15 protein-coding genes are annotated in these 23,285 nt (G+C 69.8%); 9 read left to right on the top strand and 6 right to left on the bottom strand.

Annotation, left to right across the window (positions count from 1 at the left end; translation table 11 throughout):
• Positions 1 to 54: 54 nt before the first annotated feature.
• Positions 55 to 948 carry an archaetidylserine decarboxylase gene (gene asd, locus ABDW61_RS03725; RefSeq protein ID WP_343636339.1) on the top strand — a complete coding sequence of 298 codons (894 nt, stop codon included), beginning with the start codon at positions 55 to 57 and terminating at the stop codon, positions 946 to 948.
• Positions 935 to 1,981 (top strand): transporter, encoded by a 1,047-nt coding sequence (locus ABDW61_RS03720; RefSeq protein ID WP_343636337.1) that lies wholly within the window; start codon positions 935 to 937, stop codon positions 1,979 to 1,981. The genes asd and ABDW61_RS03720 overlap by 14 nt, the downstream gene beginning before the upstream one ends.
• Before the next feature lie 18 nt (positions 1,982 to 1,999).
• Here the strand turns inward: ABDW61_RS03720 and ABDW61_RS03715 are convergent, their stop codons facing one another.
• The gene (locus tag ABDW61_RS03715; protein WP_343636335.1) at positions 2,000 to 2,605 is read right to left on the bottom strand and encodes a YqiA/YcfP family alpha/beta fold hydrolase; all 606 of its coding nucleotides are present in this window, start codon (positions 2,603 to 2,605) and stop codon (positions 2,000 to 2,002) included.
• Positions 2,606 to 2,875: 270 nt separating this feature from the next.
• Between ABDW61_RS03715 and ABDW61_RS03710 the strand changes: the two genes are divergently transcribed.
• Positions 2,876 to 5,629, top strand: coding sequence for a zinc-dependent metalloprotease (locus tag ABDW61_RS03710; protein WP_343636333.1), 2,754 nt, complete (start codon positions 2,876 to 2,878; stop codon positions 5,627 to 5,629).
• A 120-nt stretch (positions 5,630 to 5,749) separates the two neighbouring features.
• Here ABDW61_RS03710 and ABDW61_RS03705 read toward each other — a convergent pair whose 3' ends face one another.
• The 5 genes from ABDW61_RS03705 to ABDW61_RS03685 all read right to left on the bottom strand — a co-directional run bounded on the left by ABDW61_RS03705 (position 5,750) and on the right by ABDW61_RS03685 (position 12,263).
• Entirely contained in the window at positions 5,750 to 7,108 is a 1,359-nt protein-coding gene (locus ABDW61_RS03705) for a hypothetical protein (RefSeq protein ID WP_343636331.1), read from the bottom strand.
• A gap of 193 nt (positions 7,109 to 7,301) precedes the next feature.
• Entirely contained in the window at positions 7,302 to 8,381 is a 1,080-nt protein-coding gene (locus ABDW61_RS03700) for an AI-2E family transporter (RefSeq protein ID WP_343636329.1), read from the bottom strand.
• 62 nt (positions 8,382 to 8,443) lie between these two features.
• Positions 8,444 to 9,808 carry a UDP-N-acetylmuramate:L-alanyl-gamma-D-glutamyl-meso-diaminopimelate ligase gene (gene mpl, locus ABDW61_RS03695; RefSeq protein WP_343636327.1) on the bottom strand — a complete coding sequence of 455 codons (1,365 nt, stop codon included), beginning with the start codon at positions 9,806 to 9,808 and terminating at the stop codon, positions 8,444 to 8,446.
• Positions 9,809 to 9,942: 134 nt separating this feature from the next.
• A complete protein-coding gene (hemL, locus tag ABDW61_RS03690; protein WP_343636325.1) occupies positions 9,943 to 11,229 on the bottom strand; it encodes a glutamate-1-semialdehyde 2,1-aminomutase in 1,287 nt (428 codons plus the stop codon).
• A gap of 74 nt (positions 11,230 to 11,303) precedes the next feature.
• Complete coding sequence (locus ABDW61_RS03685) at positions 11,304 to 12,263, bottom strand: bifunctional hydroxymethylpyrimidine kinase/phosphomethylpyrimidine kinase (protein ID WP_343636323.1); 960 nt, start codon at positions 12,261 to 12,263, stop codon at positions 11,304 to 11,306.
• A gap of 133 nt (positions 12,264 to 12,396) precedes the next feature.
• Between ABDW61_RS03685 and ABDW61_RS03680 the strand changes: the two genes are divergently transcribed.
• The 6 genes from ABDW61_RS03680 (at position 12,397) to ABDW61_RS03655 (ending at position 23,267) form a co-directional block, all read left to right on the top strand.
• Complete coding sequence (locus ABDW61_RS03680; RefSeq protein WP_084452486.1) at positions 12,397 to 12,588, top strand: rubredoxin; 192 nt, start codon at positions 12,397 to 12,399, stop codon at positions 12,586 to 12,588.
• A 107-nt stretch (positions 12,589 to 12,695) separates the two neighbouring features.
• Complete coding sequence (locus ABDW61_RS03675; RefSeq protein ID WP_343636321.1) at positions 12,696 to 13,091, top strand: response regulator; 396 nt, start codon at positions 12,696 to 12,698, stop codon at positions 13,089 to 13,091.
• Between the two features lie 122 nt (positions 13,092 to 13,213).
• Positions 13,214 to 13,579 (top strand): response regulator, encoded by a 366-nt coding sequence (locus tag ABDW61_RS03670; RefSeq protein ID WP_343636319.1) that lies wholly within the window; start codon positions 13,214 to 13,216, stop codon positions 13,577 to 13,579.
• A gap of 4 nt (positions 13,580 to 13,583) precedes the next feature.
• Entirely contained in the window at positions 13,584 to 14,102 is a 519-nt protein-coding gene (locus ABDW61_RS03665) for a chemotaxis protein CheW (RefSeq protein WP_343636317.1), read from the top strand.
• Between the two features lie 60 nt (positions 14,103 to 14,162).
• Positions 14,163 to 16,421 (top strand): methyl-accepting chemotaxis protein, encoded by a 2,259-nt coding sequence (locus tag ABDW61_RS03660; RefSeq protein ID WP_343636315.1) that lies wholly within the window; start codon positions 14,163 to 14,165, stop codon positions 16,419 to 16,421.
• Between the two features lie 69 nt (positions 16,422 to 16,490).
• Complete coding sequence (locus ABDW61_RS03655) at positions 16,491 to 23,267, top strand: Hpt domain-containing protein (RefSeq protein ID WP_343636313.1); 6,777 nt, start codon at positions 16,491 to 16,493, stop codon at positions 23,265 to 23,267.
• The last annotated feature ends 18 nt before the right edge of the window (positions 23,268 to 23,285 follow it).

The raw sequence follows: 23,285 nt of genomic DNA, 5'->3' as shown, positions 1-23,285 counted from the left end.
CAGCTGTCACACAGCGTTGGCAAATTACGGAGATATGTATCCGACGGAATTGACATGTCCATGAAACTGGCCCGCTGGCGCGATCGTCTGACCCAGCAGGAAGACCTCAATTTCCTTCTCACCAACCGGGTGCCGCGCCTGGCGCTGACCCGCTTCATGGGCTGGTACAGCCGCATCGACAGTCCCGCGCTGACGCGCCTGAGCGTCGCGGTGTGGCGGCTGTTCACCGACCTGGACCTGAGCGAGGCCGAGCCGCCCGCGCGGGGCTACCGCTCGCTGCGGGATGTCTTCACGCGGCGGCTCAAGCCGGGCCGCCGGCCGGTCGATCCGGCGCTGGCGGCCCTCGTCAGCCCCTGCGACGCCATCGTCGGCGCTTTCGGCCCGGTGACGCGCGGCATGGCGCTGCAGGCCAAGGGCATGGACTACCGCATCGCCGAGCTCTTCGGCGACGCCGCGCGCGCCGCGCCCTATCTCGACGGCAGCTACCTGACGCTGCGGCTGACCTCGGCGATGTACCACCGCTTCCATGCGCCGGCGGACCTGCGCATCCAGCGCGTGACCCACATCGCCGGCGACACCTGGAACGTCAATCCGATCGCGCTGAAGCGGGTCGAGCGGCTGTTCTGCCGCAACGTCCGCGCGGCGGTCGAATGCGCCTTGCCGGACGGCACGCCGATCGCGCTGGTGCCGGTGGCGGCCATCCTCGTGGCCAGCCTGCGTCTGCACGCGCTCGATCTGACGCTGCGGCCGGACCATCCGGGACCGCACCGCTTCGAGCTCGGCCACGATCACGTCCGCGGCGAGGAGATGGGCTGGTTCGAGCAGGGCTCGACCATCATCGTGTTCCTGCCGCCGGGCGTGAAGCTGTCGCCAGCCTTGCGCACCGGGTCGCGTCTTCGCATGGGCGAAGCGATCGCGCATCTACCATCCGCGGATGGCGATGAATGACACGATGCAGCCTCCCGCGCTCCGCGCGCTCGACGTGCCCTACGGCGGCGACGAGCACGGGCTGATCTGCGGCTTCTGGATCCACCCCGGGCAGCCGACCGAGGCGCTGCCCACGCTCGCGCTGGCGCAGGCGCGGCTGGCGCGGCCGGAGGGCGGCTTCCTGTGGCTGCATCTGAACCTGGCCCACGCCGGCGCGCTGCCCTGGCTGCGGCGCCACGCGGCACTGGCCGAGAGCTTCGACGAGGCGCAGCAGCAGGGCTCGCGCTCCTCGCGCATCGAGCGCGTGGGCGATCACCTGTTCGCGGTGCTCAACGACGTGACCTTCGATTTCGCGTTCGATGTCGGCGACGTCTCGACGCTGTGGATGCAGGTCAGCGAGCATCTGGTGCTGAGCGTGCGGCGCGCGCCGCTGCGCTCGGTGGACCGGCTGCGCATGGCGATCAAGCGCGGCGACCAGCCGCGCTCCAGCGTCGCGCTGCTCGATCATCTGCTGCGCGATCAGGCCGACGAGCTGCAGCGCATCGTGCGCCAGGCCACCGAGCGCGTCGACGACATCGAGGACGCGCTGCTGGCCGGCCGCCATGTCGGCCATGAGACCGAGGTCGCCGCGCTGCGCCGGCTGATGGTGCGGCTGCAGCGGCTGCTCGCGCCGGAACCGAGCGCGCTGCTGCGCATGCTCTCCAATCCGCCCGGCTGGGTCGCGGAGCAGGACAAGCAGCAGCTGCAGCAGGCGAGCGAGGAGTTCGCGCTGGTGCTGCGCGACATCCAGGCGCTGCAGGAACGCATCCGCGCGGTGCAGGACGAGACTTCGGCGCGCGTCGCGCAGGAGAACAACCAGACGCTGTACGTGCTGACGATGGTGACGGTGCTGGCGCTGCCCATCAACCTGATCAGCGGGCTGTTCGGCATGAACGTCGGCGGGTTGCCGCTGCTCGAGCACAAGCACGGGTTCTGGGTCGTCGTCGGTCTGATCGTCGTGCTGACGGCGGCGCTGACCGTGCTGGTGCTGCGCGCGACAGGCCGGCGCAAGTAGCCCGCGCGGCGGGCGCGGTCAGAGTCCGAGGAAGGCCGTCAATTCATCGAGGTGGTCGTCGAAGTTCGCCAGACCGTGATCGCTGCCCTCGAGCAGCTTGATCCGGCAGCGCGCATAGCGCGCCTGCATCTCGCGCCAGTCGAGCACCTCGTCGCCCTTGGCGATCACCGCCATGATCCGGTCCGGGTGCGCGAGCTCGCCGGCGCTCAGCGCGACCAGTTCCCCGACGAACTCGGGCCGGAAGAAGAAGTGCTCCTCCGGGTTCTGCCAACAGGTCTGCTTGCCGATGTAATGGGCGAGGTCCCGCGCCGGATCGACGGCCGGATTCAGCAGCGCGGTCCGCGCGCCGGTGCGCTGCGCGACCCAGGTCGCATAGAAGCCGCCGAGCGAACTGCCCATCACCGCCATCGTGTCGCGCGGCCAGTCGCGGATCAGCGTGTCGACGAGTGCCATCGCCTCGCGCGGCGAGGGCGGCAGCTGCGGTGCGGCGAAGACCAGGTCCGGCCGGTGATCGGCGGCCCAGCGCGCCATCCGCTGGGCCTTCGCCGAGCGTGGCGACGAGCGGAAGCCATGCAGGTAGAGCAGGTGGGTGCGGCGCGCGGGCGTGGGGGAGGGCGCTGACATCGAGGCGGGACTCATGGGCCGGCAGTGTAGGGCGCGCACATTCGTCAAGAACGGGAAGGGTCACTTCCGGCAGGGGGTGTCCCGCGGGCGATCATCGCCACCCGCGCGGTTGACGAGGGCCGCGCGCTCGTTAGTGCGCATTGACGCGACGGCGCCCGCCCCGCACATTGCCGGCTTCGCCGGGACGCACGCAGCCACGGGACTGCGGCGCCCGCTTTCTCAACCGGGCCCGGCCGGCCGTTCCGGACGGACCCCCGACCACATCGATCCATGATCCATCGGGACACGATCCAGCTGACGGCCATCGCGGCCGCGGCCTTGCTGCTCACCGCCTGCGCCACGACCGGCACGACCAGCTCTCCTTCCGCGCCGGCCGCCCCGGCGCAGGCGGCTTCCGCGCCGGCCACCGCCGCCTCCGGCGCGCCGGGCCAGCCAGGCGCCAGTTCGCCGATGACCGCGCCGCGTCCCCCCGCCGATCCCTCCGCGCCCAAGCCCTATGCCGAAGTCAGCCGCGACGCCAAGCGCACCGACGGCCTGTTCCCGGTGGTGCGAAAGGACGAGAAGGTCTGGCTCGAGATCCCGCGCGCGATGCTGAACAAGCCCTTCCTGTTCACCATCAACATCTCCAGCTCGATCGGCGAGCGCGGCTTCTACGCCAGCCAGATGGGCCCCGAGATGCTGGTCGAGTGGCGCCGCGTGGGCAACATGATCCAGCTGGTGGCGCTGAACACCGAGTTCCGCGGCGAAGGCGGCGGCAAGCGCGCCGTCGACGAGGCCTTCTCGCCCAGCCTGATCGCCGCCGGCCCGGTCGCGAGCGCCGACCACCCCGAGCGCAAGGCCTTCCTGGTCGACGCCGGCATGCTGCTGACCGACATCCCGGGCATGTCCACGCGCATGGAAATGGCCTACCGGCTGCCCTACAACGTCGATCGCAGCAACTCGTACTTCGAGCAGACCCGCGCCGACGAGCAACTGACCACGCTCAACGCCAAGGTCCATTACTTCACGCCGCGCATCCCTGCGCCGCCGCTGGTCCCGCCGCCGGTGCCCGTGCCGTCGCCGCCGCAGTCGGCGCCGGATCCGCGCTCGATGTTCATGGGCTTCGTCTACAACTTCCGCGCGCTGCCGGCGGAGCCGATGGCGCCGCGCCGCGCCGACGGCCGGCTGGGCCACTTCACCGAGACCTTCACCGACCTGGGCGACGACGTGAAGCCCAATCCGCGGGTGCACTACATCAACCGCTGGCGCCTGGAGAAAAAGGATCCGGCGGCGGCGCTGTCCGAGCCGGTGCAGCCCATCGTCTACTGGATGGACAAGAACATCCCGCCGAAATACCGCGCCGCGGTCGAGGCCGGCATCCTCGAATGGAACAAGGCCTTCGAGAAGATCGGCTTCAAGGAGGCGATCGTCGCGAAGCAGCAGCCCGACGACGCGGACTGGGACAACATGGACGCGTCGCATGCGTCGATCCGCTGGTTCGTGGGCGCGGACGTGGGCTTCGCCATCGGCCCGAGCCACATCGATCCGCGCACTGGCGAGATCCTGGACGCCGACATCGGCATGAGCGACGTGTTCGCCCGTGGCGGACGCGCCTTCATCAGCGAGGACGCGCCGCGCGGCATGAACGGCCAGATGGTGTCGTCGCTGGGCGAGGAGGCGCAGGCGCTGGCCGCGCTGAACAAGGGCTGGCGCGAGGGCCGCAACGCGACCTACTGCACCTACGCGCATGACGCGGCGGCGGAGATGGATTTCGCGTTGGACGTGCTCGAGGCGCGCGGCGACATCGCGCCCGACAGTCCCGAGGCCGAGGCCTTCATCCAGGCGCGGATCAAGGACGTGATCATGCATGAGGTGGGTCACACGCTGGGGCTGAAGCACAACTTCAAGGCCTCGACGCAGGTGACGCAGGCGCAGCTCAAGGACAAGGCCTGGACCGAGGCGCATGGCCTGTCGGCCTCGGTGATGGACTACAACGCCTACAACATCCCGCTGGAGGGCGAGGCGCCGACCACCTACAACAACACGACTCTGGGCGCCTACGACTACTGGGCGATCGAGTACGCCTACAAGCAGCTGCCCAGGGAGCAGGAGGCGGCCGAGCTGCAGCGCATCGCGTCGCAGAACACCCAGCCTGGCCATGCCTACGCGGACGACACCGACGCCGGCGGTTTCGGGCCGTTCGACGGCATGGATCCGACGATCAACCGCTTCGACCTGGGCGACGATCCGCTGGCCTATTTCCGCAAGCGGCTGAAGCTGACGCAGGAGCTGTGGACGCGGGTGCAGAACCGGCCGCCGGTGGCCTCGGATGATCCGCTGCGGCAGCGCCGCCAGCTGGCCAGCGGCTTCAACCAGCTGGCGCGCGCGTCGGACCTGGTGGGCAAGTACGTCGGCGGCATGTACACGCACCGCGACGTGCCGGGCTCAAGCGTCGCGGCGATGCGGCCGGTCGATCCGGCGCGTCAGCGCGAGGCGCTGCGCTTCCTGGCCTCGGGCATCTTCAGCGCCGACAGCTTCCGCTTCAAGCCGGAGTTCCTGACCTCGATCACGACGGACTACGTCGAGTTCAACCGCGCGGGCTTCGTCAACATCCCGGCGGCGGTGGCGCGGGTGCAACTCGGCGCGCTGGACCGGCTGCTGCAGGCGCAGACGGCGATCCGCCTGATGGAGCTGCCGAACTACGTGCCGGCGTCGCAGCGCAAGGGGCTGATCACGATCAACGAGGTCTACGGCACGCTGCAGGCCTCGATCTGGAGCGAGCTCAAGAGCGGCGCCGACATCGACCCGCTGCGCCGCAACCTGCAGCGCGAGTATCTGCGCCGGCTGCAGGCCAACCTGACCAAGGGCGGGGCGGCTTCGGGCCAGTTCGCCGATGCCTACGCGATGCTGCGCCTGCATGCCGTGCAGCTGCAAAGCGAGCTGCGCGCGGCGCAGGGCAAGGGCTCGCCGGAGACACGCGCCCATCTGGCCGAGAGCCTGGACATGCTCAGCAGCGTGCTGAAGGCGACGATGCTGAGGACCTGAGGGCGGACGCAGCCACTGGGCTCGGTCCATCAGCGCAAAGGCCGGCGAAAGCCGGCCTTTTCCGTTGGCGTTCCGTCGCGGAACGCGGTGCCCGTGTCATGCCAGGGGCATCAATTCTTTTCATGGGCCCGGCGGGCATTCGGGCGCCGGGCTCAGCGGTTCGGGCAAGAGGTCGCCGCCGGGCAGGATGCGGGCGACGCGGATCACGCATCGGCGGGCCTCGCGCTGCACGTCCAGCCAGGCTTCGTAATTGACGCCCGGCTCGGGCACGAAGGTCGCGCGGATCTGCGGGCAGGTACCGCCTTCGCTGCCCACTCCGCCGTACCCGTAGTCCACGGACACCGGCATGTCCGCGTCGATGAAGCGCTCGACGTGATAGCCGTTGAAACCGCGCCTGGACTCCGTCTGCTTGGAGGGCGCCATGCCGATGGTCTGGTCCTCCGGGCGCGAGCCGATCGACGTCAGCGCGGTCAGCAGATTCCCGCTGCCCGCGGCCTTGCGGGAATCCGGCGCGACGCAGGCCGCGCCGTTGGTCAGCCCGCCGATCAGGCCGTTGTCCTGGAACATCCGGATGCGGGCCTTGCCGGCCAGCGTTGACGGGCGCCGGTTCGAGGCGATGGCGAACAGGTTGGAGGCGGGAGGGCCGCCTTCGGCCTGCGCGCCGGACGAGGCAGGCGAAGCAGGCGAGCTCGCAGAAGCGCCCGGCGCCGCCGATGCTGCCGCGGCGCCAATCTCAGCGGCGAGCCGCTCGACCATCTGCGCGGCGGCCAACTGCTGCGCCGTCGGCGCTGGCGGTGCAAGGACCTGCTCCAGCCGTTGCCGGCCGGAGTCCTCGCCGAGCGCGGCGGCGAAGACCGGCGCGCAGACGGCGCGGAACTCGGCTTCCATCGGTGCGGCCAGACGCTGCGCACGCGCGTCGCGCACGCGGGGCTGCTCGTAATTGAGCTCGGCCGCATAGGGCACGCCTTGCGCGTCCAGCGACGCGAAGCGCAAGGTCCCGCCTTCGATGATGCGGCCGGGGTCGCATTGGACGAAGCGGCGGTACGCCGTCGAGAACTGCCGGTTGGCGGGGCGGCCCGGCGCGGGCGTCACCACTTCCCGCACCCAGTAGGTCTGCCAGGTGCCCGGTCCCGTCGGCGGCGCCTTGGTCAGCGGATGCTCGATGGCACGCAGCGCCGCGGCGGGCACCGGCACCGCCGCCGAGATCAGCCGCTCGATGGTGCGGCTGCGGTCGCGCCCGAGATCGGCCGGCCCCAAGGATTGCGCGGTCACGGGCGTTGCGTCGTTCCACACCGTGATGAGCCGCCGTTCGCTCAGGCCATAGCCGAACAGCGTCCCATTGGGATAGTCGACAGCCTGGAGGACCGAGCCATAGGCGTCGGTGTAGGCGAACGCCGGCGCGTGGCAGATCACGGCGAGGGTCGCCGCGCACAGCGCGGTCAGGCGGGGACGGCGTGGTCCCGATGCTGCTTGATTCATTCCAGCCGGGCCTCCCTGGCCCCCTTCAATCAGAAGGGACCCACCTTAGCGAGGTAACGCCGGCCAGACCATCGCCCTTGGGGGAGAGGGACGGCATGAAGGCCGTCTGCGTGAAGGAATGCGGCGCGCCGTGCCGCAGAGTGATGCAGGAAGCAGACAGCGCGCCGGCATCATCCGGCCGCGGAGCGCGGGCTCAGTGCTGATCGCCGACCGGGTAACGCCGCTCCGCGGCGACGATGTCCCACACGGCGATGAACATCGCCGCGATCAGCGGGCCGATGACGAAACCATTGATGCCGAACACCGCCATCCCGCCCAGCGTCGACAGCAGCACGACGTAGTCCGGCATCTTCGTGTCCTTGCCGACCAGCAGCGGCCGCAGCAGGTTGTCCACCAGCCCGATCACCACCGTGCCGAACAGCAGCAGCCCCACGCCCGACGCCACCTGTCCAGTCGCCAGCAGGTAGATCGCCACCGGCGCCCACACCAGCGCCGCCCCCACCGCCGGCAGCAGCGACAGGAAGGCCATCAGCACCGCCCACAGCACCGGCGCGTGGATGCCCAGCACCCAGAACGCGAAACCGCCCAGCGCGCCCTGGATCGCCGCCACTGCAATGTTGCCCTTCACCGTCGCGCGGATCACCGTCCGGAACTTCTCGCCCAACTGGCGCTTGTAGGAGTCCTGCAGCGGCAGCGCGTCGCGGATGCGCAGCGACAGCTGCTCGCCATCCCGCAGCAGGAAGAACAGCAGATAGAGCATCACGCAGAAGCTCACCAGGAAATCGAAGGTGTCCTGGCCGAAGCCCAGCGCCTTGGTCGCCATGAACTGGCTGCCCTGATTCAACGCCGCGCCCAGCTTCTCCTGCAGGTTGGACAGATCGTGCAGGCCGAGCCGCCCCAGCACCTCCAGCAGCCACGACGGCAGCGCCGCGTAGACCTGCGCCACGTAGGTGCCGAAGTTGAACTTGCCGGACTTCACCATCTCGAAGACCACGGCCGCCTCCCGCACCAGCGCGCCCATCACGTAGGTCATCGGCAACACGACCAGCAGCAGGATCACTAGGATCGTCAGCCCCGATGACACCCCCGAGCGCCCTGTCTTGCGCAGCAGCCGCCGGTACAGCGGCTGGAACACGATGGCCAGCGCCACCGCCCACAGCACCGCGCTCAGCATCGGCCACAGGATCCAGCCGAACGCCACCGTCACCAGCGCCAGCAGGCACAGGAAGGACCGGTTCTGCAGCGCAGGCACCAGCTTGCCAGGACCACTCATCGTGTCGTTGCTCCTTGGGGGTCAGGCGGGCCCTCGGCCCGCGGGGGCGCAGGATCGCCGGTTTACTTCAGCGCGTCCAGCAGCTTTTCGTGGATGCCGCCGAAACCGCCGTTGCTCATGCACAGCACATGGTCGCCCGGCCGCGCCACGCGCTTGACCATGGCCACCAGCGCATCGACATCGGCGCCCACCAGGCCTTGCTCGCCCAGCGGGGCCAGCACCTCGGCGGCGTCCCAGCTCAGGCCGTCCTGGTTGCAGAAGCTGAGGTCGGCTTCCTCCAGCGCCCAGGGCAACTGCGCCTTCATGGTGCCCAGCTTCATCGTGTTGGAGCGCGGTTCGAAGACCGCCAGGATGCGTTCCTGCGGCGCGATGCGCCGGCGCAGGCCGTCGATCGTCGTGTGGATCGCTGTCGGGTGGTGCGCGAAGTCGTCGTAGACCTTCACGCCGCCGGCCTCGCCGCGCAGTTCCAGCCGGCGCCGCACGTTCTTGAACGCGCCCAGCGCCTCGGCGGCCCGCTCAGGATCCACGCCCACATGCTCCGCCGCCGAGATCGCCGCCAGCGCATTGAGCTGGTTGTGCTCGCCCAGCAGCTCCCAGTTGACGTGACCGACCTTCAGGCTGCCCCGCAGCACGTCGAAGGACTGCGGCTCGCCGCGGGCGCGCAGCGCGCCGGGCTCCTCCTTGCGCGCGCCGAAGCGCTGCACCTCGCTCCAGCAGCCGCGCGCGAGCACCCGCTGCAGCGATTCCTCCCGCGCGTTCACCACCAGCCGCCCCGCCGCGGGCACCGTCCGCACCAGGTGGTGGAACTGGGTCTCGATGGCCGCCAGGTCCGGGAAGATGTCCGCGTGGTCGTGCTCGAGGTTGTTCAGGATCGCCGTGCGCGGCCGGTAATGGACGAACTTGCTGCGCTTGTCGAAGAAGGCGGTGTCGTATTCGTCGGCCTCGATGACGAAGTATGTTCCGCCCCCCAGGCGCGCCGACACGCCAAAGTTTTGCGGCACGCCGCCGATCAGGAATCCGGGTTCGAGCCCTGCCGACTCCAGGATCCAGGTCAGCATCGACGTCGTGGACGTCTTGCCGTGCGTGCCGGCGACGGCCATCACGTGCTTGCCTTGCAGCACGTGCTCGGCCAGCCACTGCGGTCCGCTGGTGTAGGGCAGGCCGTCGTCCAGGATCGCCTCCATCAGCGGGAAGCGGCCTTCCGACGAGCGCGTCACCACGTTGCCGATGACGAACAGGTCCGGTTTGAGCGCCAGTTGCTCCGCGCCGAAGCCCTGGATCAGGTCGATGCCCAGCGCCTCGAGCTGCGTGGACATCGGCGGATAGACGTTGGCGTCGCAACCGGTCACGGTGTGGCCGGCCTCTCGCGCGAGCGCCGCCAAACCGCCCATGAAGGTGCCGCAGATGCCAAGGATGTGGATATGCATGTCTGTCTCTCAGCCGCTGTACCAATGGGTAAGCAAGCGTAATGCCTGTCGCTAAACGAAAAGTTTGCGACAACCTGGTCCGTCGTTTGCCCTGGCGCGTGAGGGAATGGTGTCAAACCGGTGTTGTGTGGGCGTCAGCGCAGGGCCTGACGCGCCGCCTCCAGCGTGGCGTCGATGTCCGCGTCGGTATGGGCGGCGGACACGAAGCCGGCCTCGTAAAGCGCCGGCGCCAGGTACACGCCGGCTTCCAGCATCGCGTGGAAGAAGCGGTTGAAGCGCTCCTTGTCGGTGACCATCACCGCGGTGTAGTTCTGCGGCAGCTCCGGCAGCAGGAAGAAGCCGAACATCCCGCCCTCACTGTCAGCGCTGAACGGCACGCCGTTCTCGGCAGCGACCGTTTTCAGGCCGTCCACCAGGCGGCGCGTGCGCGCGGACAGGGCCTCGAAGAATCCCGGCTTTCTGATTTCGCGCAGCGTCGCCAAGCCGCAGGCCGTGGCCACCGGGTTGCCCGACAGCGTGCCCGCCTGATAGACGCCGCCCAGCGGGGCGAGGTGGCGCATGATCTCGCGGCTCGCGCCGAAGGCCGCCAGCGGCATGCCGCCGCCAATGACCTTGCCGAACACGCTGATGTCCGGCACGAAGCCCGGGATCAGCTCGGCATAGACGCCCTGCGCGCTGCGCAGGCCGACGCGGAAGCCGGTCATGACCTCATCCAGCACCAACAGCGCGCCGTGCTCGCGGCACAACTCGCGCAGACGCTTCATGAAGGGCACGCTGGCGCGCACGAAATTCATGTTGCCGGCAATCGGTTCGACGATCACGCACGCCAATTCCCGGCCGTGCAGCGCAAAGGCTTCTTCGAGCTGGGCGACGTTGTTGTATTCCAGCACGATGGTGTGCTGGGCGGTCGCCTCGGGCACGCCGGCCGAGGTCGGATGGCCGAAGGTCGCCAGGCCCGAGCCCGCCTTCACCAGCAGCGCGTCGGTGTGGCCGTGGTAGCAGCCCTCGAACTTGATGAACTTGTCGCGCTGCGTCGCGCCGCGCGCCAGGCGGATGGCGCTCATCGTCGCCTCGGTGCCGGAGCTCACCAGCCGGATCTGCTCGCAACTGGGCACCAGCGACAGGATCTCCTCGGCCAGCTCGATCTCGCGCTCGGTCGGCGCGCCGAACGAAAAGCCCTCCAGCGCCGCGCGCTGCACCGCCTCGAGCACCGCCGGATGGCCATGACCCAGGATCATCGGGCCCCAGGAGCCGATGTAGTCGATATAGCGCTTGCCGTCGGCGTCGACGATGTGCGCGCCTTCCCCGCGCGCGATGAAGCGCGGCGTGCCACCCACCGCGCGGAACGCGCGCACCGGCGAGTTCACGCCGCCAGGAATGACGCGCTGGGCGCGGGCGAACAGGGTCTCGTTCTGGCTCATATCGGAAATTCGGTACTGCTTGAAAAGCTGATGCTCGAAAAGCCGAAGGCGCCGCGCGGGCGCCTTCGTCAGTCTCAATGGATCCGGCGCGGGCCGCGGCTGGGCGGCTCCTCGATCGCCAGGTCCTCGGGGGAGGGGGCCGCTTCGGCGCCTTCCTCACCCTCTTCGCCGGGCGGCAGCGCCCAGAAGAAGCGGTCGGGCACCACGTTGCCCATGCCGGGGCGGAAGCCCGCCTCCAGGGACTGGTCCAGGAAGGCCAGCGCCTCGCCGACGGCATCGTGGGGCTCGGAGCCGACCGACAACAGCGCCGCCAGCGCCGCCGACAGCGTGTCGCCGGAGCCGACGAAGCTGGCTTCGAAGCGCTCGAACTTCTCGCCGGTGATCGCGCCCTGGGCGTTGGCCAGGACGTTGTCGATGTATTGATTCGGCAGCTGGATGCCGGTCACCAGCACGTGCGCGGCGCCGTGCTGCTGTGCCGCGACCGCCAGCTCGCGCGGCGAGGCGGGGCGGTCGGCGTCCCAATCCGGGAGCAGGCAGTCGAGCAGCGTCTTCTGGTTGCCCACCAGCACCAGCGTCTGCGGCAGCACCAGCTCGCGGAACGCGTCCAGGTAGCTCTGCTGCTGTTCCTCGTCGAGCCAGGAGATGCTCGGCAGATAGGCCACCAGGGGCACGTCGGGATAGTCGGACAGCACTTCCGCGACCGAGGACACGCCCTCGGCGCTGCCCAGGAAGCCGACCTTCCAGGCGGCGACGGGGACGTCCTCGAGGATGGAGCGGGCCTGCTCGACGATGCAGTCGCCGTCCAGCGTCTGGTGGTCGAAGACCTCGGCGGTGTCGCGCATGACGATGGCGGTGACCACCGGCAACGCATGCGCGCCCATCGCGGCGATGGTCGCGACGTCGCCGGCGCTGCCGCCGGCCCCGCTGGGGTCGGACGCGTTGAAGCTCATCACGCAGGCCGGCGGCGGGGACTCTTGCTCGTCGATGGCGGCGGCGTCCTGGGGATCTTGCTGGTGCGGGTCTGGGCGGCTCATGGATGGTTGGCGCGAAGCCGTGAACTGATGCGCATAACGTGAAGAAGCACCGCTACCGACTGTTGTTTCATCGGTACTTCCGCCCACCGGCTCGGACCGGGTGCGTGGCTACAATCTTTCGATCATTGTAGTGATGCAAAGTCAACCCATCGTGAGCGAAGCAAGGACCTGGATGTGCCTGATCTGCGGCTGGATCTATGACGAGGCCGCGGGCGATCCCGAACACGGCATCGCCGCCGGCACGCGCTGGGAGGATGTCGACATGAACTGGACCTGCCCCGAATGCGGTGCCCGCAAGGAAGACTTCGAAATGGTCCAGATCTGATCCATCGATGGTCCGGCGCCTGGCGCCGCGCGAGTCTCAGGCGTCCTCGCCTGTCGCGAGCCTGAAATCTCTCTGACAACCGACACCTGAACAATACGGAGAACAGCTTGGATTCGAGCGCGAGCCCCCGCACGGCGACCAAGGTGCTGGTCATCGACGACAGCAACACGATCCGCCGCAGCGCCGAGATCTTCCTGAAGCAGGGCGGCCATGAGGTCGTGCTGGCCGAGGACGGTTTCGATGCGCTGGCCAAGCTGAGCGATTACCAGCCCGACCTGGTGTTCTGCGACATCCTGATGCCCCGCCTGGACGGCTACCAGACCTGCGCCATCATCAAGCGCAATCCGCAGTTCGCCTCGGTGCCGGTGATCATGCTGTCCTCCAAGGACGGACTCTTCGACAAGGCCCGCGGCCGCATGGTGGGCTCGCAGGACTACCTGACCAAGCCGTTCACCAAAGACCAGTTGCTGCAGGCCGTGCAGCAGCACCGCAGGGAGGGCTGACCGCCACGGCGGACGACCCTCCACCCCCGACCCCATACCCCCGTAATCCAACGACGCTCACGCCAGGCTCGACCGACGACCCCATCGACGCGATTCGACGAGCCATGCAAGAGGGAAATCCCATGCCCATCCACAAGATCCTGCTGGTCGACGACTCGAAGACCGAGCTGCACGCGCTGAGTGACCTGCTGACCAAGCGCGGCTTCACCGTCCGCACCGCCGAGAACGGCGAAGAGGCCATGAAGCGCCTGGCCGAGGACAAGCCCGACCTGATCCTGATGGACGTGGTCATGCCCGGCCAGAACGGCTTCCAGCTGACCCGCGCGATCACCCGCGACGAGCGCTACGCCGATGTGCCGGTGATCATGTGCACCAGCAAGAACCAGGAGACCGACAAGGTCTGGGGCATGCGCCAGGGCGCGCGCGACTACGTCGTCAAGCCGGTCAAGGCGGACGACCTCCTGGCCAAGATCAAGGCGCTGGGCTGACACCATGGCCAACAAGCAAGCACTGCGCGAACTTCAACAACGGCTGGCGCAGCGCATGCAGGCGGCGCGCGAGGCGCCCCAGGCCGCCAGCTGGCTGGCGGTGGAATGCGCGGGCCTGGGCCTGCTGCTTCCTCTGAAGCAGTCCGGCGAGATCTTCACGCCCGTGCCGCTGCAGGCCGTGCCCTACACCCAGCCGTGGATGCTGGGCGTGGCCAACCTGCGCGGCGGGTTGCACACAGTGGTGGACCTGTCGGCCTTCCTGGGCCTGCGCGGTCCGGCCCCGCTGACGTCAGCCCACCGGCTGGTGTCGATCAACCCGGACCTGGGCATCAACTGCGCGCTGCTGGTGGACCAGCTGCTGGGGCTGCGCGGCGACGAACAACTGCAGGCCGAGCCCGACGCGGGCGGCCATCCCGATTTCGCCCCTGCCCGCATGCGCGACGGGCAGGGCCGGCGCTGGCAAGTGCTGGACCTGGATGCCTTGACGCAGCATCCGCAATTCCTGCGCATTGTGTTGAACTGAAGAGCCAGACGACGGTCCGTTTCCGGCGCCGATTCGACGAACGAGATGAACGAGGGTGAGATGAGCTTCCTGGACAAGATCAAGAACAAGGGCAAAACCGAGGGCAACGACGAAGTCGACGCCAGTTCCCGCACGGAGCATCCCGCTTCGGTGCCGGCGGACACGCAAGACTTCCAGCCCTCGATCATCACGGCGGCCCAGCCCACGCCGGAATTCCAGGACACGTCCGCGGGCTATCAGCCTTCGGCCAGCGCCCCGGAGGCCCAGACCCCGATGCCGGCGGTCAAGCAGCCCGAACACCGCCGCACCGGCCTGTTCACGGCGCTGGTGGCGGTCGGTCTGATCGGCACGGCCACCTTCGTGTCGACGGCGCTGATCAGCTCCAACCGCTCGGCGGCGCAGGTGCGCGGCGCCGGTCAGGCCGCGACGCAGTCGCAGCGTCTGGCCAAGGCGGTCTCGACCGCGCTGCTGGGCAACAAGAACGCCTTCCCCGAGATGAAGGAGGCGTCGGAGATCCTGACCGGCGTGACCGGCTCGCTGCATGACGGCAGCGGCGAGTTGGCCAAGGCGCCGGGTTCGGTCGAGCCGCTGATCGAGAAGATCCTGCCGATGGTGGCGCGCGCCGACAAGAACACCAAAGTGATGCTGGCGCAGGAGAAGGTGCTGACGCAGGTCGGCGCCGCGCTGCGCGCGATCAACCGGCAGTCGTCCGACCTGCTGGAAAGCGCCGAGGCGGTGGCCTCGCTGTCGCTGCAGAGCTCGGCCCCGACCGGCGAAGTCGCCGCGGTCGGACAGCTGGTGATGCTGACGCAGCGCATCGGCAAGTCCGCCAACGAATTCCTGACGCAGGAAGGCGTGAGCCCCGAGGCCGTGTTCCTGCTCGGCAAGGACTTGAACGCCTTCCGCGAGATCGCCCAGGCGCTGCTGAACGGCAACCCCGAGCTGCGTCTGAACGGCGCCAAGGACCCGCAGGTGCGCGAGCGCCTGAAGGTGCTGCTGACCCAGTACGACCAGACCCGCACGCAGGCCACCGCGATCCTGTCGAACCTGCAGGGCCTGGTGTCCGCGCGTGAGGCGCAGACGGCGATCCTCAACGACTCCGAACTGCTGCGCAAGGACCTGGACGACCTGGGTCAGGGCCTGGAATCCGCCGGCGGCATGAACCCGCTGGTACTGATCGGCATGGTGGCCTCGCTGGCGCTGCTGGTGGTGGGCGCGCTGGGCTTCCTGCGGCTGTACGTCTCCGACCAGGCGCGCCGCGCCCAGATGGCGGAAGAGCAGCGCCGCGAGGCCGAGGCGCAGGAGCAGGAAGCCAAGCGCGTCAACGACGCGAACCAGGCCGCGATTCTGCGACTGATGAACGAACTGCAGACCGTCGCGGAAGGCGACCTGACGCACCAGGCGACGGTGACGGAGGACATCACGGGCGCGATCGCCGACTCGGTGAACTACACCGTGGAAGAACTGCGCTCGCTGGTGCATCAGGTGCAGACGACGGCGGTGCGGGTGACGGACACGACGGCTCAGGTCGACCAGACCTCGACCGAGCTGCTGGCCGCGTCGACCGAACAGCTGCACGAGATCCGCGCCACCGGCGAGGCGGTGCTGCAGATGGCGCACCGGATCAACGACGTGTCCGCGCAGGCGCAGCAGACCGCCGACGTGGCCCGCCAGTCCCGGCAGGCCGCCGAGCAGGGTCTGCAGGCGATGCAGAACAACATCGGCGGTATGAACCAGATCCGCGACCAGATCCAGGAAACCTCCAAGCGGATCAAGCGCCTGGGCGAGTCCTCGCAGGAGATCGGCGAGATCACCGAGCTGATTTCGGACATTACCGAGCAGACCAACGTGCTGGCGCTGAACGCGGCCATCCAGGCCGCGTCCGCGGGCGAAGCGGGCCGCGGCTTCTCGGTGGTGGCGGAAGAAGTGCAGCGGCTGGCGGAACGCTCGGCCGACGCGACGCGCCGGATCGCGGCGCTGGTCAAGACCATTCAGACCGACACGCACGACGCGGTGGCCGCCATGGAGCGTTCGACGCTGGGCGTGGTGGAGGGCACGAAGCTGTCCGACGCGGCCGGCCGCGCGCTGGAAGACATCGACTCGGTGTCGCGTCGCCTGGACGAGCTGATCGGCCAGATCTCGGCGGTGGCGCAAAACGAAGCGCGCGCCGCCAACGAGGTCGGTGCCAACATCCAGCACATCTTCGCGGTGACGGAGCAGACTTCCGACGGTACGCGTTCGACCGCCCAGATGGTGCATGAGCTGTCGCGGTCGGCCGAGGCGCTGAAGCAGTCGGTGGCCCGGTTCAAGGTGTCCTGACCGGCGGCGCCGGCAGATCAGGGAACGCCCCGCACCTCGACGACATAAAAGACAGAACATAGAGCGAGCATGGACCTTACGCGCGAATCCGAGTTCCCCGCCGACCTGAGCCCCTTGGCCTGGGTCCAGGAGGAGCTGCGCCGCACGCTGGAATCGGTGCACAAGGCCCTTCGCCGGGTGCTGCGTGACACCGATGCGCGGTCGACGACCCTGGGTGGCGATGGCCAGCCCAGCCCGGCGCTGCAAGGCGCGGCCCAGCAGATGCACCAGGCGGCCGGCGTGCTGTCGGTGGTCAGCCTGCCGGCGGCGGCGCACCTGCTGCGCGCGGCCGAGGCGACGCTGTTCCGCCTGGCCGAGCATCCGGCCGGCGTGACCATCGCCGAGGTCGAGGCCGTCGAACGGGCCGACTTCGCGGTGCTGGCGTTCATCGCCAAGACGCTGGCCGGCGGCCAGCCCAGTTCGCTGGCGCTGTTCCCCGCCTACCAGACGCTGCAGGAACTCAACGGGGCGGGCCGCATTCACCCGGCCGACCTGTGGACCGAGGAATTCCGCTGGCGCGAGCTGCCGCTGGACCGCAAGGTCCGCGCGCTGACGCCCGAGCAGATGCGCGCCCCGTTCGAGGCGCTGCTGCTCAAGCAGATGCGGGCGCCGGCGCCCGGCCAGGGCCAGTTGCTGAGCGACCTGTGCGCCGGCTTGGCGCTGACCCAGTCGCAGCCGAACGGGCGCACGCTGTGGATGCTGGCCGCAGGCCAGTTCGAGGCCCAGTCGCGCGGTCTGCTGCCGGTGGACACCCTGGTCAAGCGGCTGGGGTCGCGCCTGCTGGCGCAGCTGCGCGCCGGCTCCGACGCGGCGCCATCCGAGCGCCTGGCCAAGGACCTGCTGTTCTTCTGCGCGGCCGCCAAGCACGCCGAGCCCGGCGCCGCGCCGCGTCTGGACGCGGTGCAGCAGGCCTACGGGCTGGTCGAGCCGGCCGCCGTCGACTACCGTGACGACACGCTGGGCCGCATCGATCCGAACTGGGTCGCCGCCGCCAAGAAGCGCGTCGCCGCCGCGAAGGAATCCTGGGCCTCCGCCGCCGAAGGCGAGACGCATCGCCTGGGCGGCCTGGACGAGCAGTTCGCACAGGTCTCCGAATCGCTGCAGAAGCTGTTCCCGAGCGGCGAGGTGCTGGGCGACACGCTGCGCCGCGCCGTCGTGGCGACGCTGCGCTCGGGCCGCGCGCCCGAGCCCGCGCTGGCGATGGAAGTCGCCACGTCCATGCTGTATCTGGAAGCGGCCCTCGAGGACGAGGCCTTCGACCAGCCCGAGCAGGGCGAGCGCGTCAAGAGCCTGGCCCGCCGCATCGAATCGAGCGGCCACGGCGAAGCGCCGCTGCCGCTCGAGAGCTGGATGGAGGAGCTCTACCGCCGTGTCGCCGACCGGCAGACGCTGGGCTCCGTGGTGCATGAACTGCGCGCCAGCCTGTCCGAGGTCGAGCGCCAGTGCGACGAATATTTCCGCGACCCGAGCAAGCGCGACCTGCTGATCCCCGTGCCGGGACAGCTGCAGGCGATGCGCGGCGTCTTCAGCGTGCTGGGGCTGTCGCAGGCCGCGCAGGCGACGCTGCGGATGCGTGATCAGGTCGACGAACTGGCCAATACCGAGGTCGATCCGACACTGCCCGGCCCGCGTGCGCAGTTCGACCGGCTCGCCCACAACCTGGGCGCGCTCGGCTTCCTGATCGACATGCTCAGCGTGCAGCCGCAACTGGCCAAGCGCATGTTCCGCTTCGAGGAAGACACCGGGCTGCTGCAGTCCCTGGTCGGCCGCGAGAGCGAGCAGCACGCCCCTGCGCTGGAAATGGCCGCCGACGATGCCGCGGCGCAGCCGCAGCTGCTCGACCAGTTGCAGGCGACGGCGCAGGCCGTCGCGCAGGGCGAGCGTCCGGCTGAGGAGCTGGCGCGCGACCTGGAGCGGATCTCCAACGAAGCCCGCGCCGCCGACGACCTCGGCCTGGCGCAGGCGGCGCAGCAGGCGCAGCAACAGCTGCTGGCCTCCGGCGGCGACGCCGCTGGCAGCCACGCGGCCGAGTCGCTGCAGCAGTTCATCGAGGCGGCCGCGCCGGTCGCCCCGCCGGCGCCCGCGCCAAGCGCCCCGATCCCGCAGGCCGAGGCCGCCATCGACGAGGAGATGCTGGGCATCTTCCTGGAAGAGGCCGCCGAGGTCGTGACGACCGCCCGCGAGGCGCTCGCCGCGCTGGCCCGCAGCGGCAGCGACAAGGAACAGCTCACGACGGTGCGCCGCGCCTTCCACACGCTGAAGGGCAGCTCGCGCATGGTCGGGCTGAACGAGTTCGGCGAAGCCGGCTGGGCCTTCGAGCAGCTCTACAACCATCGCCTGTCGGAGCATCCGCAGGCCGATTCGGATCTGCTGCGCGCCAGCAACGAGGCGCTGGACGCCTTCCAGGCCTGGGCCGAGGCCATTGGCGACGGCCGTCCGCACGGCTTCCACAGCGCGCCGTTCCGCGCCGCGGCCGATGCGCTGCGTCTGGAGAACCGCTACGCGCCGCTGGCGGTGTCGGCCGAGCCGGCCGCTCCGGCTGTGGAGATCCCTGAACTGGTCGAGGTGGCGGAAGTCGCCGAGCTTCCGGCGCTGGCCGAGGTGCCCGATGTGGTCGACGTCGTCGAGGCCGCCGAGGTGCCGGAGGTCCAGGAGATCGCGGCGCTGGACACCGCGCACGAGGTCGATCTCTCGGGCCTGTCGGCGCTGCCGGAACTGTCGCTGGCCGACGAGGTCGCCGCGCCGGCGCTGGCGGCGTCCGACCTGCCCGCGCTGGACCTGCCGGGCCTGGACGTGGCCCCGCTGCCGGTGCCCGACCTGGACGTGGTCACCGCGATCGACGCCGCCGCGGCGAGCGACCTGTCGCTGGACTTCCCGAGCGAAGTGCCCGAACTGACACAGGCCGTGCCGGAGCTCGTCGCGACGGTCGACCTGGACGCGCTGTCCGCGGCCGATCTGCCCGCGTTGACGGTGGAGCCGCCGGTGCTCGACACGCCGATGGCGCTGCCAACGGTGGCGGACGAGGTCGAGCCGGCGCTGCTGGAACCGGCTGCGGCCGAGATTCCGGCCGCCGACGCGACCGTCACGATGGACCTGCCCGAAGGCTGGCCGTCGGATGCCTCGCTGCTCGAGATCGAGGCCACGACGCCGATGACGCTGGACGAGGTGGGCATCGAGCCGGCCGCCGGCGAGCCAGCGCTGGACCTGCTGGATCTGTCCGACCTGAACACCGAGCCGGTCGCCGCGATCGAGCCGCTGTCCGCGCCGGATCTGTCGCTGACGCTGGATCTGGGCAACGAACTGGTGTCCGCGCCGGCCGAGGAGGCCCAGGCCGCCGAAGCGCCGTCCGCACCGCAGACGCACGAGGCCTTCCCCGACGAGGCGACGCTCGACCTGAGCGGTCTTGATCAGGCGGATGACACGGCCGCCGCGACGCCGCCGGAAGGCCTGTCGCCGCGCAGCCTGTCCGACCTGGACCTGCCCGATCTCAGCCTGGACACGCCGGCAGAGCCGGCGGAGCCCGTGACTCACGCGGCGCCCGCGCTGAGCCTAGTGGGCGGCACCGCCGTCACGCCGCCCGCGGACGAGGCCGCCGCCGAGGCGCCCGCCGCCGAGGACAGCGACGAAGGCGTCAAGGTCATCGGCCCGCTGCGCATCAGCATCGCGCTGTTCAACATCTTCCTGAACGAAGCCGACGAGCGTTCGCGCCGCCTGCAGGTGGAGTTGAGCGAGTGGGCGCTGCTGCCGCAATCGCCGCTGCCGCAGGACGCGGAAGCGCTGGCGCACGGCCTGGCCGGCAGCGCCGCGACGGTGGGCTTCGATGATCTGTCGACGCTCGCCCGCGCGCTGGAGCACACGCTGGAGCGTGCGCAAGGGCATGAGGTCGCCGATCCGGCGCTGTTCCAGCGCGCCGCGGACGAAATCCGCCGTCTGCTGCACCAGTTCGCCGCCGGTTTCCTGAAGGAGGCCGATGCCGGCCTGCTGGCAGAGCTGCAGGCCTTCGAGCCAGGCGCCGCGCTGCCCGATGGCCACGCCGACAGCGATGAAGGCCTGTTGGCCATGTCGCTGGAGGAGGTCTCGACGGCCTCGCTGCCGCCCAGCCTGCTGAGCGTGCCGGCCGAGCCGGTCGCCGTGACCGGTCCAGCCTCGTTCCACGAGGCCGCCGAAGCCACCGACGACGATTTCGACTTCAGCCAGCCCGACCAGATCGAGCCGGAGCTGATGCCGTTCTTCGAGGAAGAGGCCGAGGACCTGGTGAGCCAGCTGCACGCCGCGCTGCGCGAGTGGGCGGCCCAACCGGCCGACACCGGCCGCGCCGCCGCCTGCATGCGGGTGCTGCACACCTTCAAGGGCGGCGCCCGTCTGGCCGGCGCGATGCGCCTGGGCGAGCAGGCGCACCGTCTGGAATCGCAGATCGAACATCTGGTGGCCAATGGCGAGCCGAGCTACGAGCAACTGCTCGCGCTGCAGGACGCTGGTGATGGCCTGGAGCACAGCTTCACGACGCTGCAGCGCACCTGGCGCAACCCGGCGCCGGTGACGCCCGCGCCGATGGCGCCGCCGGCACCGGCCGCTCCGGTGGCCGCGCCGGTGGTGGATCTGCCCGCGCCGATTCCGCCGACCGAAGCGGTGGAAACCGTGCAGGCGCCGGCTGAAGGCTCCGACGCGATTCCCGCACCGGTGGCCGAGCCCGAAATCGCTCAGCTGTCGGACGCCGCGGAGCTCGTCGAACCGGCACCGCAGGTCGCCGAAGCGATCGACGAGCCTGTTGTTGAGTCTGCCGCCGAACCGGTGGTCGAGGCCGTCGAGCCCGTGGCCCAGGCGGTCGTCGAAGCGCCGGCCCCCGCGCCCGCCGTGGCCGCGCCGCCCGCCGACATCGAGATCGACTGGGCTCACTTCAGCGAGGTCGCCGAACTCGGCCAGCCGCTGGAGAGCGCCCCGGTGGCGCCCGCCGCGCAAGTGCGCGTGCGTGGCGTGCTGCTGGAACGCATGGCTGCGCTGTCCGGCGAAGTGTCGATCCGCCGCGCCCGTCTGGAATCCGAAATGGGCCAGATGCGCACGTCGCTGTCCGACCTCGACGACAACCTGGAGCGCCTGCGCACCCAGCTGCGCGAGCTCGAATTGCAGGCCGAGGCCCGCATCGCCGCGCGCCAGGAAGCCGCCCATGCCACCGGCAAGGACTTCGACCCGCTCGAATTCGACCGCTACACCCGCTTCCAGGAACTGACCCGGATGCTGGCCGAGTCGGTCAACGACGTGGCGACGGTCCAGCGCGGACTGCAACGCAACGTCGCGGCCGGTGAAGACGAACTGGCCGCCCAGGCACGGTTGAACCGCGAGCTGCAGGACGATCTGCTGCGCACGCGGATGGTGGAGTTCGACAGCAGCTTGGCCGAGCGCCTGCACCGCGTCGTCCGCCAGGCGTCCCGCGAGAGCGGCAAGCAGGCGCAGCTCGAGATCCGCGGTGGCGGCGTCGAACTGGACCGCGCGGTGCTGGAGCGTCTGACCGGCGCCTTCGAGCACCTGCTGCGCAACAGCGTCGTGCATGGCATCGAGACGCCGGAGGTGCGCCAGCAGGCGGGCAAGGCGCCGGCGGGCCGCATCGTGCTGAATCTGCATCAGGAAGGCAACGAGATCCAGGTCCGCTTCAGCGATGACGGCGCCGGCCTGAACCTGGCCCGCATCCGCGCCCGCGGCGAGAGCCAGGGCCTGATCCAGCCGGGTCAGGAGCTGAGCGACGCGCAGTTGATGGACCTGATCTACGAGCCGGGCTTCTCGACCGCCGAGTCGCTGACCGAGATGGCTGGCCGCGGCGTCGGCATGGACGTGGTCCGGTCCGAGGTGAACACGCTGGGCGGCTACGTGCTGACGCAGTCGACCGCCGGGCAGGGCGCCAGCTTCGAGCTGCGCGTTCCGCTGACGACGGCGCTGACGCAGGTCGTCGTGCTGCGCTACGGCGATCGCAAGGTCGCGGTGCCGGCCAGCCTGATGCTGTCGGTGCAGCGCCTGTCGGCCGAGCAGGTCGAGCAGGCCTATGTCGACGGCTCGCTGATGGCGGCCGGCGAGCGCATGCCGTTCTACTGGCTCGGCGGCCTGATGCACCACAGCGACCGCGGCACGCCGCACGGCAAGACGCTGCCGGTGGCGCTGGTGCACAGCGCGCAGCAGCGCCTGGCGCTGCATGTCGACGAAGTGCTGGGCAACCAGGAAGTCGTCATCAAGAACCTGGGCCCGCAGCTGATGCAGGTGCCGGGCCTGGCGGGCATCAGCCTGCTGGCGTCGGGCGACGTGGCTCTGATCTACAACCCGGTGGCGCTGGCCAACCGCTATGGCCATGCCGCGCAGCAGCGCGTGCACGACGCCGAGGCGGCCGCGCGCCAGGTGCTGATCGAGGAGTCCAAGGTCGCGCTGGCGCCGCTGGTGATGGTGGTGGACGACTCGCTGACGGTGCGCCGCGTGACGCAGCGCCTGCTCGAACGCGAGGGCTACCGCGTGCTGCTGGCCAAGGACGGTCTGGACGCGATGGAGCGTCTGGCGGGCGACGAGCTGCCGGCGGTGGTGCTGTCGGACATCGAGATGCCGCGCATGGACGGTTTCGACCTGGTGCGCAACCTGCGTGCCGACGCGCGCCTGGCGGGGCTTCCCGTGATCATGATCACGTCCCGCATCGCGCAGAAACACCGCGACTATGCACAACAGCTCGGAGTCGACGATTACCTGGGCAAGCCCTATGACGAGGAGCACCTGCTGGGTCTGATCGCCCGATACACTTCGCACCAATCCGCCGGAGCACCGGCGAGGGCGTAGCGTCCGGACTCCCCGGAC

The sequence above is a fragment of the Roseateles sp. genome (assembly GCF_039595595.1).
Taxonomy (GTDB): Bacteria; Pseudomonadota; Gammaproteobacteria; order Burkholderiales; family Burkholderiaceae_C; genus Roseateles.
The sequence above is the reverse complement of the archived record's forward strand: the minus strand, read 5'-3'. Positions and strand labels throughout refer to the sequence as shown.

Coding starts and splice junctions, on each gene's coding strand:
- asd (WP_343636339.1), top strand. CDS start 55: ATGTCCATGAAACTGGCCCGCTGGCGCGATCGTCTGACCCAGCAGGAA.
- ABDW61_RS03720 (WP_343636337.1), top strand. CDS start 935: ATGGCGATGAATGACACGATGCAGCCTCCCGCGCTCCGCGCGCTCGAC.
- ABDW61_RS03715 (WP_343636335.1), bottom strand. CDS start 2,605: ATGTCAGCGCCCTCCCCCACGCCCGCGCGCCGCACCCACCTGCTCTAC.
- ABDW61_RS03710 (WP_343636333.1), top strand. CDS start 2,876: ATGATCCATCGGGACACGATCCAGCTGACGGCCATCGCGGCCGCGGCC.
- ABDW61_RS03705 (WP_343636331.1), bottom strand. CDS start 7,108: ATGAATCAAGCAGCATCGGGACCACGCCGTCCCCGCCTGACCGCGCTG.
- ABDW61_RS03700 (WP_343636329.1), bottom strand. CDS start 8,381: ATGAGTGGTCCTGGCAAGCTGGTGCCTGCGCTGCAGAACCGGTCCTTC.
- mpl (WP_343636327.1), bottom strand. CDS start 9,808: ATGCATATCCACATCCTTGGCATCTGCGGCACCTTCATGGGCGGTTTG.
- hemL (WP_343636325.1), bottom strand. CDS start 11,229: ATGAGCCAGAACGAGACCCTGTTCGCCCGCGCCCAGCGCGTCATTCCT.
- ABDW61_RS03685 (WP_343636323.1), bottom strand. CDS start 12,263: ATGAGCCGCCCAGACCCGCACCAGCAAGATCCCCAGGACGCCGCCGCC.
- ABDW61_RS03680 (WP_084452486.1), top strand. CDS start 12,397: ATGCAAAGTCAACCCATCGTGAGCGAAGCAAGGACCTGGATGTGCCTG.
- ABDW61_RS03670 (WP_343636319.1), top strand. CDS start 13,214: ATGCCCATCCACAAGATCCTGCTGGTCGACGACTCGAAGACCGAGCTG.
- ABDW61_RS03665 (WP_343636317.1), top strand. CDS start 13,584: ATGGCCAACAAGCAAGCACTGCGCGAACTTCAACAACGGCTGGCGCAG.
- ABDW61_RS03660 (WP_343636315.1), top strand. CDS start 14,163: ATGAGCTTCCTGGACAAGATCAAGAACAAGGGCAAAACCGAGGGCAAC.
- ABDW61_RS03655 (WP_343636313.1), top strand. CDS start 16,491: ATGGACCTTACGCGCGAATCCGAGTTCCCCGCCGACCTGAGCCCCTTG.